The organism is Polyangium sp. y55x31 (genome assembly GCF_029946505.1).
In the GTDB taxonomy this organism is placed as follows: domain Bacteria; phylum Myxococcota_A; class Polyangia; order Polyangiales; family Polyangiaceae; genus Polyangium.
On record NZ_JARZHG010000075.1, the window covers coordinates 1 to 12,272 of the forward strand.

The following is a 12,272-nucleotide window of genomic DNA, read 5'->3' on the forward strand; positions in this document are numbered from 1 at the left end:
CGGCCCGTTCGGCAACGTGTACATCGGCGGCGAGGGCGGCGCGGGCGGCTCCGGCGGGATGGGCGGCGAGGGCGGCGCGGGCGGCGCGGGCGGGATGGGCGGCGCGGGCGGCGCCGGAGGTATGGGCGGCGCGGGCGGCGGCGGAATGAGCGGCTTTGCGGCGGTGGTGATGCCGTCGAGCCGCGCCGTGCTCGAGGCCGACAATGGCGGATCGTTCTCCGCCGGCTGCGGCGTGCAAAAAGACGGAATCGCGTATGGCGGGCCGTTCACCTCGAAGGTCACCATCTCCCCGCAGGCGGGCGTCGTCGAGAACGGCGGCAAGTACACGTTCGCCGAGGCGGGCATCTTCACGGTCGGCTGCGAGGTCGTGGTCGAGGGACAAACCGTCACGGCCGAGACGCGCGTCTCCGTGCTGAACGAGGCCATCGCGCCGCTGCTCGCGAAGGCGGGCGCGGGCCTCTCGGGCGTCCAGAATGGCGTGCACGCGGTCATCGCGGCGAACGGCGGCTCCGATCAAGCGCTGAAGGACGCGGTCCTCGCGCTCGACGCGAGCCTCGTGGACCTCGACCCGCTCCATTACGCCGAGCTCGCCGACGTCCTGCGAAAGATCCCTGGCGATTATCCGACGACCGCCGAGCTCACGGCGGCCGGCGTCGCGAAGAGCCCGGACGACGATTCCGCCGCCGCGGACCTGGATGCCCTCGGGGCCGCGCTCGCCGAGCTCCGGACGACGATCGCCTCGATCGATGCGAATGCGCCGAAGGCCGGGGACCAGGCCGCGCTCGCGGCGAAGAGCGCCGCCGTCGAGTCCGCCGTGGAGAAGCTCGTCGCGCTCGAACCCACGGCGCACGGCGTGATCGCCCATCGAACGAAGTTCGCCGCGCTCGTCCGTGATCAGATCGCGCCCACGGGCCGATCCGTGGGGCAACTCGTCAGCGCAATCGCGAAGGCCGAGGCCGCACCGGTCTTCATGGCGAAGGCCCCGGGGAGCGACGAAAAGGTCGGCGGCGGCGCGAGCAATTTCGGCTTCTTGAGCCTCACGCTCGGCATGTTCAACCAGAACATGATCCAGATGCAGATGATCAACAAGATGTACGGCAAATGGATCGAGGCCATCGACAAGAGCCTGAACAACTTGATCCTCATCCAGGCGATCGATTACCTGCTCCCGCCGAACCCGGAGGGGCCGGTCATCGAGATGATGTACGCGAGCTCGGGGATGGGCTTCTCGAAGGTCGGATACGATACCTGGGTCCACGGCCACGGCTTCAACTCGGACCCGAACTTCAACATCTTCATCATCATCGGCGAGGGCTGGCAGACGATCGCCGAGAGCGTCTTCACGGCCTGCGGCGTCGGCGAGGCGAACACGCTGCCGGAGATGGTGGACACGGTCGAGCAATGCATCAAAGACGTCACGGAGGCCGCGCAGAACAGCCTGCCGACGAACTCCATGGAGGTCATCGAGCCGGGCTTGCTCGCCGATCAGGACATCCACATGGGCCCGTTCCCGGAGGCCTGTTCGAGCGCGATTCCGCTGGCCATCGGCATCATCCCCGTGAACCTCGCCACGGGTCGCGGCCCGATTTTCAAGTCGAACTGCATCAAGTGACGTGAATGCCTCGCGCCCGAGCGCCCGCGCAACTTCGGCGACGCGGCGCTCGGGCCTCCGCTCCGCATTGCATCAGCCGGCCTCGATTTTTACGCCACGATGCAAACGACCGATCCTCCAATTCGCCCATTTCGGTGCGCCGTCGCCATGTGGTAAGGACAGATTCCATGGGACGCACCTCTCTCTTCCTCGTCGGCGTGATCTTCCTTCCCGTCCTCGGCTGTGCGCTCGATACGAATGGAGCGAATCCTCTCACGGGGGGCGGCGGACAAGCGGGTAGCGGCGCGAGCGGGGGTGCGGGGGGCGCGAGCTCGAGCAGCGGGAGCGCGGGCGCGGGCGGCGTCGGCGGAGTGGGCGGAACGGGCGGCGCCGGTGGAATGGGCGGCGCGGGCGGGACGGGCGGCACCGGCGGTGCCGGCGGAATGGGCGGCGCGGGCGGCCAGGGCGGCGCGGGCGGGGGCGGCCCCACGTGCCCCACGAACGGCGGGCCGATGTTGCTGGTCGAGGGCCCCGAGGGGCCGTATTGCATCGACCAGACCGAGGTCACGAGCCTGGAGTATTCGAAGTGGCTCGCGACGAACCCGATGCCGAACGACCAGGATCCCGTGTGCGGCTGGAAGACCACGTTCGTCCCGCGCTCGAGCGGCAACCAGTGCAATGCGAGCCATTACGATCCGACGGGCAAGCCCAAGTATCCCGTGGCCTGCGTCGACTGGTGTGATGCGCGCGCCTTCTGCGAGGGCGTGGGCAAGCGCCTGTGCGGCGGGTTCGGCGACTCGCCGCTCGGCTATGACGAGTACGACGATTCCACGAAGAGCGAGTGGACGTACGCCTGCTCCAACAAGGGCGAACGGAACTTTCCGTATGGCGACGACTACGAAAAGGCCAGGTGCGTCGACGACGATTTCGACGGCACGCTGAACGCCGGCAACGGCAATCCCGAGCCGGTCAAGGCCGCCACGAACTGCAAGGGCGGAAGCGACTTCTCGAGCCTCTTCGACATGTCCGGCAACGTCTGGGAGTGGGAGGACTCTTGCCGGCCCGCTGGCAACGGTGCCGATCCCAAGGACGATCAGTGCCGGGATCGAGGCGGCTCGTTCTGGGACCAGCAGGACCTCCTGTCCTGCACGTCCGACACGATCCATCGCAGGCGCGACGCCTTCAACAAGAACCTCGGCATTCGTTGCTGCGCCGATCCTCAAATGCCTTGATTCGAAAGGAGCAAGGGACACCTCGGAGGAGCGAATGGGGGCGCTCCACCGAGGTGTCCCTTGTTCCGTGCTTCCTTCAGGCCGCGGCCGTCAACTTCGAGCGCAGGTAGCGGGACACCTCGTCGAGCTCGTAGGGCTTGGGGACGAACCCGATCGCGCCGCATTCGGTGCGTTCGAGCTGGCGTTGCGAAAGCGGATACGCGCTCGTGAGGATGATGCGGGCCCGCGGGAATCCGTGGCGGATCTCCCGGGCCAGATCCAGGCCGTTGAGCTCCGGGATCATGAGATCGACCATCACCACGTCGTATCCTTGTGTGTCGTCGAGGTGGTGTTTGACCTCGTCGGCGGACGTGGCGAGGGCGACCCGATAACCTTCGAGGCGCAGAGCCAGCGACAAAGAGCGTCGCTGGGCACTTTCGCTGTCCACGATGAGCACGCTGGGCATGTCTCACCTCCCTCCCGTGGGGCTCGAAAAAGGAACGAGGGACGTACTAGCAAGGGCCAGGCCAAGCCCCGTTCCGTCCCGGGGACCAGCGGATCCTGGGCATTTCAAGGGGGGTCAGGCGGTTGACCACGGGCGGATACGTGCGGGCGCGTTTCACCCGTGAAATCCGGGGGCCGTTTCCGGTTTTCGTCTTCGCGATCCGGGGCGCGGGAACTCAGGGTCGGTTCGGGGCCGCGGCAGCGGGCAGGGTGCGGGTCCGGGCGAAGTGGCGCGTCGGGTCGACGACCTTCACCTCGCCGAACCTTTGCAAAAGTGGGCCCACGCTCGCAGCGTCGCCCGAGACCACGACGACGGCATGGCCGGGGCGCACGTGCTCGGCGAAGGCCTTGGCCGCGGCCTCGGGGGCGAGGGCGCGGATCGTGGAGATGCGCTCGTCGAGGGCCTCGTCGGGCAGGGCGCGGGAGCCCAGGTCGCAGAGCTCGTCCGCCCGTGACCCGGGACGGCTCGTGGTCACGGCGCGGGATGCGCCGAGGAAACGCGCGGCGGCTTCCATTTCGCGTGGGCTCGGCGACTCCTGCGTGAGGGCGCGCAGGTGATCGAGGACCGCCGCGAGGGCATCACCGGTGCGCTCGTTGTTCGTCTTGGTGTACACGGAAAAAGCCGACGGGCCATTCGCGAACGGCACGATCTCCGCGAAGGAGCGCGAAGCGAGCCCCCGTTTGTCCCGTAGATCGACGGTGAGCCTCCCCGTGACCGCGCCGCCGAGGACCTCGGCTGCGGCGACGAAACCCGCGTACGTCGGCTCCGACTCCTTCGGGCCGAGGGATCCCACGACGATCTCGCTTTGCGTGCTGCCGGGCCTGTCGACGAGCGTGATCTTCGTCGACTCCGGGGGCATCGGGTCCGTGAAGGAGAGGGCGGGCGCGGCTTTGCCGGCGAGCGCGCCGAGGTGTTTTTCCGCGACCTTGCGGACCTCGTCCGCGGGCACGTCGCCGGTGACCGCCGCGATCATGTTCTTCGGGACGAAATACCGGCGATGATAATCCTTGCAATCGGCGGGCTTGATCTGCCCGATTTCCTCGGCCGTCGCGTCGAACGAGGCATAGGGGTGGTGCTCGCTCGGGAGCGTGAAGAGGTCGCGCTGGAGCATCATCCACGCGCCCCAGGCGCCGTCGCTGCGGGCTTTTTCTGCGGCGCGTTCGGCGAGCGCGCCCTGCACGCGCTCGATCTCCTTCGGATCGAGGCGTGGTCGGCCGACGACGGACGCGAGCAGCTCGGCCGCCTCGGCGAGGCGGGGCGCGGGCACCGAGAGGCCATACACCACCCGATCCGCATTCAGGTCCACCGACAAACTCGCGCCGAGCCCCTCCAGCCGCTTTCGCAGCTCGATCGCATCGAGTGATCCCGCTCCCGACGATGCCATGGCGCGCGCGCAGATCGCCGCAAGCCCCGTCTTTTCCCCGTCCACCGCGGTGCCCGCGAGCACCACGACCCGCAGGTGCGAAATGGGCACCGCGCGATCGAGCAAGCTCACGACGCGCAGGCCGTTCTTCAGCTCGATCCAGGTCGTCTTCGGCGTGGAGAAGGGCCTCGGCGGCGCCGATTCGGGCGGCGGCTCCTTCGGCTCCGGGGCTGCCTGCGGCGCCGATGGCTTCGTTTCGGCCGTCTTCGCAGGCGGAGGTGGATGCAGCGGCGGGGGCGCGACGGTTTGGCCGGGACAACCCGCGACAAGGAGAGCCAAAAGCCCGAGGGCAGATGCGCGCCGCCTCATCGCGCCCCCTCCGCCGCGCTCGCGAGGTTGCCCGCGACGGACGGCTTCGGCCGCGTCTCGATCACGGTTCGTCGTTTCGTCGCGAGAAGCTGGGCCGCCGCTTTTTGCACGTCCGCCGGCGTCACGCTCGCGAGCCGCTCGAGCTCGCGCCCGATCGCCCGCGCATCCCCATTCCACAGCTCGAACTTGCCGATCTCCAGCGCGCGCTGCCGGATCCCCGAAAGGCCAAGGACGAACCCCGCTTCGAGCCTTTTTCGTGCCCGGATCGTCTCTGCCTCCGTGGGCTGTGTGTCGGCGAGCTCCTTCAGCGCCGCGTCGATCCGCTTTTCCACCTCGGGGACGGCCGCGTCCTTGGCGAGCCGCACCTCGATGCGGAACAGCCCCGGCCCGCGGCCGAAACGTGGATCGACATCGGCCCGCGCCTCCGTCGCGAGCGCGTCCCCGCGCACGAGGCGCGCGACGAGCCGCGAGCCCTCGCCGTCGCCGAGGATCACCTGCGCCAGACGGAGCGCGTCGTGCTCGCGTGTCCCGAGTTTGGGCATCACGAATCCATACGAAAGCGCAGGCGCGCGGGCGAGCGCATCGTCGACGACCTCGCGCCGCTCCGCCGCCTGCTCGGGCACGTTCGGCTCGACGAAAGGTTTGGCCTGGATACGCGGGATGCCGTCGAAATACCGATGCACGAGGTTCATGGCCATGTCGGGATCAAAATCCCCCGAGATCGCGAGCACCGCGGTGTTCGGCCCGAAATGTGCCGCGTGGAATGCGCGGGCCGCGGCGACGTCCGCACGATCGAGGCCCCCGTGGGCATAGGCGAGAGCGCCCTCGAACGCGAGCGCGCCGAGCCGAGCCTCGGCTTTTCCGTAGGGCACCCGATCGACGACGGCGAGGGCTTTTTCGTCGGCGTCGAGCGCCGCCTGGCTCAGATCGATGCTTCGCATGCGCTCGGCTTCGAGCCAGAGTCCGAGCGCGAGCTCGTTTTCGGGGACGACCATCGAATACGCCGTCCGGTCGACCGCGCTCCTCGCCGTGACGAACCCGCCGCGGCTCGCCACGAGGGATTCGAATTCGCCCGCCGCGAGGTTTTTCGTGGCGCCGAACAGGAGGTGCTCGAAGAGCCGCGCGAACCCGCTTTGTCCCTGAGCCTCGTCGCGTGATCCCACGTCGTACGTGATGGCGAGGGCCACGGCGTTCGAGGCGTGATCCACGTTCATCACGACCCGGAGGCCGTTGTCGAGCGTCGCGCGCTGGATCGCGAGGCGCAGCGCCGGGGGCGGATCCGCCTTCGGAGGAGCCGCGAGCGCGGGCGTGGGCGCGGCGACGAGGGCGAGCGCGACGAACGAGGAGCGCGGGGAGGGGAGGCGCATGGGCGGCCTTTCTTACCACGCCGGACCTTAAGACTCAACGCACGGCCCAGCGCGCGCGGGGCTTGCGACGCTCGACCGAACTGAAATAACGTGGTTCTGATTCGACACGGAGGACAAACCCATGCACAGGACTCGAACGGTCGTGATGATCGGTATCTGCTCTTTCGTTGCGCTCGGCGCGCTCGCCGCGGGCTGCGGCAGTGACCCGCAGACCGGAGGCACCGCGGGCAGCGGCGCCGCGGGGTCCGGTGGCGCCGGCGGAATGGGCGGCGCTGGAGGGGTGGGCGGCGTCGGTGGCAATGGCGGTGTGGGCGGCGCAGGTGGCGCAGGCGGCGCAGGCGGCGTAGGTGGCGCGGGTGGCGTAGGCGGTATTGGTGGCTCGGGCGGCGCAGGTGGCGCAGGCGGCAGTGGCGGCGCGGGCGGCGCAGGCGGCAGTGGTGGCGCGGGCGGCGCGATGAACCTGCCGCCCGAGATCATTTCGATGCCGGAGCTCACCTTGAAGCTCTGGCAAGCGCTGGGAGGGAAGTTCCAGCCGAACCAGATCTTCCTCTCGTCCTCGCGCACCGACGAGATCCGCGTGTACGACGCCGAGACGCTCGCGTTCGTCCAGGCCTTCACCCACCCGGCCTTCAGCAAGGTCAACTCCCCGGTGTTCACCTACGGCCCGAACGGCGCGTCGTTCAATGAACGCGGCAACCTGGTCGTCGCGGGCTACGCCGATTTCGTGGAGTTCAGCGATTACGGCGTGGAGTACAAGGTGTACGCCAAGGCCCAGTCCGAGGCCACGGAGAACATCATCTTCGACGCCCTCGGTAACCTCTACACCACGACCGCGACGGGCGGCTCGAACAAGCTGAACCAGTATGCCGCCGCCGATTATTCGTTCGTGAAGACCATCGACCTTCCCCCCGGCGCGGGCTCGCTCACCGGGATCACCTTCGACGAGGATCGCCGCCTCTACGTCGGCAGCCAGACCGACAAGAAGATCCACGTGGCGCAGGCCGACGAGACGTTCCAGACGTTCACCTGGGTGCAGACCATCCCCATCCCGAGCGGCAATGTGGAGGGAATGCAGTTCAACGCGAATGGCGAGCTCGTGGCTGCAGCCGGCGATCTCTTCCGCTTCGACGCATCCAATGGGACGGTGCTCGGCTCCTTCGACGCACCCGACGACGCCTTCCCGGTGCCGCTGCGCGTCGACAACCTGGGGAACATCTACACCTCCGATTACGAAAACGGCAGCGGGAGGGCCCCGGCGGACATCTTCCGCTTCACGCCCGACGGGTCGTCGTACGTGAAGGCGAACGATCCGGGCCTCTACGGGCCGTTCGGGCTGGCGATCTCCGGCACCGTGCTCCCGGGCGATCCGCCCGTCAAATACGTGTATCAGGTCGCCGCGACGGATCCCGACGGCGACATGCTCACGTATTCGCTGTTGAAGGGCCCGCCCGGGATGACGTTCGATCCGCAGAGCGGCGAGCTCGTCTGGATGGTCACGAGCAAGGACGTGGGAACGTACGAGGTGGAGCTCCAGGTGACCGACGGCAAGGGAGGCGTGGACACGCAGGCCTTCACGCTGGAGATCAGCGGCCAGTAGCCTGGATCCATAGGGGGGGGTCTTTCAGCGGCTCTCATCCGCGCGCACGCTCGCGAGCCTGTCGTAATGGCGATAGCCGAGCTTCGAGAGGACCTCGGGGGGGGCGAGGCCGATGTCGACCAGCGTCTTGATGTCGTACGTGCCCGCGAGGACCGGCGGCCGATAAGCCGTCATCGTCTCGCGGGTCTGGAACGGGGGCAGCGGGAAGAGGCGCGTATCGGTGTGCACGTGGACGAAATGGGCCATCGAGGTGCGTGCATACCCCGGGGTCTTCGGCGCGGTGATCACGTGGGGCGTGGCGAGCAGGCGTCCCCCGGTCAGGATTTCGAGCTGCTGACCGACCTGGGCCACGATGCAGCCCGGCGGCGCGGTGCCCGGCACGAGATCGCCGCCGGGACGATCCTCCGTGCCCCGCGTACGAAGAAAGAGCCCGCTCCGGTCGTCGGGCCGCGCGCAGCGATTGCGCTCGCGGTCGAGGAACCATCCGCCCGGCAGGAGCGTGAGCAGATTGAAATCGGTATGCTCCTCGCCCCAGAGAACGCCGTTTTCGCATTGCTGCTCGTCGAGCGGCAAGTAGAGCAAAGCGCGCGTGATGTGGGGGGCGCCGCGGGTCACGTCGACGAACGTCTCGCGCGGCAAGGAGAGCGCGTCCGCGCACGCCCGGAGGAGCGCGAGGCCGGCGCCGTGCAGGGCCTGCCCGATCGCCTCGTAAAACGTGCGGAAGCGGGGCCGGTCCTCGGGCCAGACGTTCGGCGGGTGGATCTCGGGGTAGAGCTCGGCGGCGACGGGATCGACCTCGATGGGCGCGGCGAACCAGCACTCCTTGAAATCCGGCTGACCCCCGGCGACGACGGCCTTTTCGGTGTTCGGCGGCGTGTAACCGCGCTGGAACCAGAGGTCGGCGCGGGCCCAGCGGCGCTTCTCGGCCTCGGGGAGGGCGGTGAGCGCGAGGAACTCGGTGTAGAACGCATCGAGCGCGGCGGGGTCGATGCCGTGGTTTTTCACGTACACGAGCCCGTACCGGCCGAGCCCACGCTCGATCGCGGCGGCGGCCCGTCGTTCGCGCTCCACGTCGCCGGAGCCGACGTCCTGGAGATCGAGAATGGGGATTTCGTCGTGGAGAGTGCCGGTCATGGGCGCGGGCACTACCACGGGTGGGGGAGGGGGTGCAACGGGGTGTGGGGGGGGTGCCGGTACGGGACGGGGGAGCCTACATTGCGCAGAAGCCGTTCGTGCACTTGTTGGTGTAGCAGTCGGCGGGCATGGTGCAGGGTTCGCCGACGTTCTTCACGCACGTCTCGATGCCGTTCATGTCAGGATCGTCGCAGTGTGCGCTCGTGCACTCAGCATTGGTTGTGCATGCTTGACCCAGGGCTTTTAAGCAAGCGGTGCCGCCCGTACATGCCTCGCCCTCGGCTGCGAGGCACGCATCGCCCATTCCGTAGCTCGGATCTTCACCATACTTATCGATAGCGGCGCAATCGCCAACGCGTCTTGGATCGATACATGTAAGGCACGCTGCGTCACACGCTTCGCCGCAGCAGACACCGTCCACGCAAAACGTCGATGCGCAGTCGGTCTTCGCGATGCAAGTCTTTCCCAGCACGCACTGCGGGCAATGCGTGCCACCGCAATCCACGTCCGTCTCGTCGCCGTTCTTCAGCGTATCGGTGCAGGTTACACATTTGTTATGGTCGCACCACCCGGCACTGCTGCTGCAATGAGCGTCGACCAGGCACTCGACACACATCCCCGCGCCGTCGCAGAGACCCGCCGCGCACAAGTCGCCCGCCGTCTTCGCCATGCAGAGGCTCTGGGTTCCGATCGTGCCGGTGCAGGTGTAGCAAGCGTCCACCGCGCACGACGTGCAGCCGTCGCTGTCCGTTTGGTTCCCATCGTCGCAGGTCTCGTCCGGGTCGAGGATGCCGTCGCCGCACGCTGGCGGCACGGAGCCCCCCGCGCCGCCGGCTCCTCCGTTGCCCGGATCGACGAGCACGTACTCGTCCAGGCCGAGGATCTGGCCGCAGCCGCCCCCGAGCAGCGCCAGGAGTAAAAAACACCCGCAAATCCGCACGAAAGTTCCGTTCACCGGTACCTCAAGGTCTCGGGACGGACGCTAGCCGAGCTTCAGGCGGACGTGAAGAGAGACGGAGGGATGCGAAGGCGGGGTTGGTTGGGGAATGTTCGCGGGGGGCTCATCGAACCCCCCGCGGCTACTTCACGGGGCGCAAACGCTGTCCATGCAGTTGTTGCTGAAGCATTCGGCGTTCGCCGCACACGGCTCACCGTTTTGCTTCACGCACGTCTTCGCCCCGTCCATGTCGGGATCGCCGCACCGCGTGGTGATGCACTCGTTGCCATTTGCACAGGGCGCGCCCTCGGCCAAGAGGCAATTCCCGAACCCCGAGCACGTCTTGCCGTCGGTGGCGAGGCACGACTCACCCATGCCGTAGCTCGGATCATCGCTGTACTTGTCGATGAAGTTGCACTCGCCGACGAGCCCGGCGATGTTGCACGCGGAGCACGCGCCGTCGCAAGCAGCGCTGCAGCACACGCCATCCGCGCAGAACCCCGACGTACAATCCGCACCCGCGACGCACGTCTTGCCCTGCCCGCACAGCGAGCAATGCGTACCACCGCAATCGACGTCCGTCTCGTCGCCGTTCTTCGTGTTGTCGTCGCAGGACGCGCACGCATCCTCGAAGCAATACCCCGTGCCGCACTGGGCATTGTCGATGCACTCGACGCACTGGCCCGTCGCGTTGCAGATCTTGGTATCCTCACACGCCTCGCCCGCCGCTTTCGCCGTGCAGGTGCTCGGCGCATTCGCATCACACGTGTAGCACGCGTCCACCGCGCAGGCGGAGCAGCCGTCGCCGTCCGTGTTGTTCCCGTCGTCGCACGTCTCACCCATATCGAGGACGCCGTCGCCGCAACTCGACGCCATCCCGCCCGAGCCGCCGTTGCCCGCGCCGCCCGTCGTGTCCGGCGGCAGCGGGTCCTCGGAGGGACAGCCCCCCAGCGCCGCCATCAGCGCGCCGAGGGCCAAAGCCAAGGTCATCGATGATCCATACCGCTTCATTGGGGATTCCAACCTCTCGTTCGTCAGGGCATCGGCCCTCGATCAAAAGCGCCCCTTCACCACGACACCGCCGGGCGTCACGTGGAAGGACGCAGAAGGCTGCGATTTGTTGCCCGTCAATGCGTACACCGCCGTCCCCGCCCCGACGACGCCCGCGCCGATCAACGTGATGAGGGACGTGGTCCCGAGCGCCGTGCTGGTCCCTTGCGCGTCCTTGAAGTCATTCACGCATTGCTGATTCGTTCGGGTGCACCGGTTCGCTTCCCACGTGTCGAAGCTCCCCGATTCGACGACGGAGTACCCAATGAACGTCCCGAGGCTCACGAGCGCGAGCCCGCCCGCAATACCCGCGCCCGCGAGGATCAGCGTCTTGTTCCGCGCCGGCGGCGGGGGCGGCGGCGGGGGCGCGGGTTTGGCCGGGGGCGGCGGCGGGGGCTTGACGGCGAGCGGCACCGCGCTCTCGGCGCCGGCCGCAACCGTGAGCTCTTTCTTGGCCTCCGGCATTCCTTCCTTGCGCGCCGTGAGGATACGCGTGCCGGGCTCCACGAAGACCGCGCCGTTCAGCGGCGACGTCCCGACGGGCTTACCGTCGATCTGCACCTCGGCGCCGTCCTCGTCGACGCTCACGATCAACGTGCCGACCTTGGACTTCGCTTCGGCGAACATCTTCTCGGCCGCTTGACGGTCCTCGGGCTTCGCCGCCTGGCCCTCGCGCAGGAAATACGCGAGGTGCTCGGCCGCGTCGCGCGGCTTTCCGAGCTGCATCTCGGAGCGCGCGAGCGCGAGCGCAATCTCCGCGTTCGGCTTGAGCTTGAACGCGGCGTCGAGCGCCTCGCGGGCCTTGTCGTGCTGCCCGGCTTTCTGCGCCCGCAGGCCCTCTTCCAATTTCTTCGCCGCTTCCTTCTGCGGATCGGCGGCCGGCCCTGCGGTCGGCTTTGCATCGGCCCCGGCCTGCGGCTTCGCGTCGGCGGGCGCGGCATCCTTTTTCGGATCGGGCGTCGCAGCTTGGGCCTTTGCATCCGCCGGCGCGGCGGGCGGCGCGGCGGGCGCCTTGGCTCCCGGAGGCGAGGCCGGAGGTGCGGCGGGGGCTTTTGCGCCTGCCGGAGGCGCAGCCGGCGCAGCGGCGGGCGGCGCGGCAGGGGGCGCAGCGGGGGCTTTTGCGCCTGCCGGCGGCGCGGCGGGCGGCG

At 68.4% G+C, this 12,272-nt stretch carries 10 protein-coding genes; 3 read left to right on the forward strand and 7 right to left on the reverse strand.

Translation table 11 applies throughout. The features are described 5' to 3' along the window. Positions 1-1,612: hypothetical protein (locus tag QHF84_RS49545; RefSeq protein ID WP_281320681.1), on the forward strand; the 1,612-nt coding region annotated here is incomplete at its 5' end. Positions 1,613-1,779: 167 nt separating this feature from the next. Then, complete coding sequence (locus tag QHF84_RS49550; RefSeq protein WP_281320682.1) at positions 1,780-2,823, forward strand: SUMF1/EgtB/PvdO family nonheme iron enzyme; 1,044 nt, start codon at positions 1,780-1,782, stop codon at positions 2,821-2,823. Between the two features lie 76 nt (positions 2,824-2,899). Here QHF84_RS49550 and QHF84_RS49555 read toward each other — a convergent pair whose 3' ends face one another. The 3 genes from QHF84_RS49555 to QHF84_RS49565 form a co-directional block, all read right to left on the reverse strand. Further along, positions 2,900-3,268: a response regulator gene (locus QHF84_RS49555; RefSeq protein ID WP_281320683.1), complete on the reverse strand. Its 369-nt coding sequence runs from the start codon at positions 3,266-3,268 to the stop codon at positions 2,900-2,902. A 214-nt stretch (positions 3,269-3,482) separates the two neighbouring features. Continuing rightward, complete coding sequence (locus QHF84_RS49560; protein ID WP_281320684.1) at positions 3,483-5,039, reverse strand: pitrilysin family protein; 1,557 nt, start codon at positions 5,037-5,039, stop codon at positions 3,483-3,485. Beyond that, entirely contained in the window at positions 5,036-6,406 is a 1,371-nt protein-coding gene (locus tag QHF84_RS49565) for a pitrilysin family protein (protein WP_281320685.1), read from the reverse strand. The genes QHF84_RS49560 and QHF84_RS49565 overlap by 4 nt, the downstream gene beginning before the upstream one ends. Positions 6,407-6,527: 121 nt before the next feature. Between QHF84_RS49565 and QHF84_RS49570 the strand changes: the two genes are divergently transcribed. Further along, positions 6,528-8,003, forward strand: coding sequence for a putative Ig domain-containing protein (locus QHF84_RS49570; RefSeq protein WP_281320686.1), 1,476 nt, complete (start codon positions 6,528-6,530; stop codon positions 8,001-8,003). Positions 8,004-8,027: 24 nt separating this feature from the next. On the opposite strand, the gene QHF84_RS49575 is transcribed toward QHF84_RS49570, so the two are convergent. The 4 genes from QHF84_RS49575 to QHF84_RS49590 all read right to left on the reverse strand — a co-directional run. Continuing rightward, positions 8,028-9,137, reverse strand: coding sequence for a 2-oxoglutarate and iron-dependent oxygenase domain-containing protein (locus tag QHF84_RS49575; protein ID WP_281320687.1), 1,110 nt, complete (start codon positions 9,135-9,137; stop codon positions 8,028-8,030). A gap of 76 nt (positions 9,138-9,213) precedes the next feature. Continuing rightward, entirely contained in the window at positions 9,214-10,092 is an 879-nt protein-coding gene (locus QHF84_RS49580; protein ID WP_281320688.1) for a DUF4215 domain-containing protein, read from the reverse strand. Positions 10,093-10,221: 129 nt separating this feature from the next. Beyond that, positions 10,222-11,064 (reverse strand): DUF4215 domain-containing protein, encoded by an 843-nt coding sequence (locus QHF84_RS49585; RefSeq protein WP_281320689.1) that lies wholly within the window; start codon positions 11,062-11,064, stop codon positions 10,222-10,224. A gap of 63 nt (positions 11,065-11,127) precedes the next feature. Continuing rightward, on the reverse strand, positions 11,128-12,272 hold a 1,145-nt coding region (locus QHF84_RS49590), incomplete at its 5' end, for a PEGA domain-containing protein (protein ID WP_281320690.1).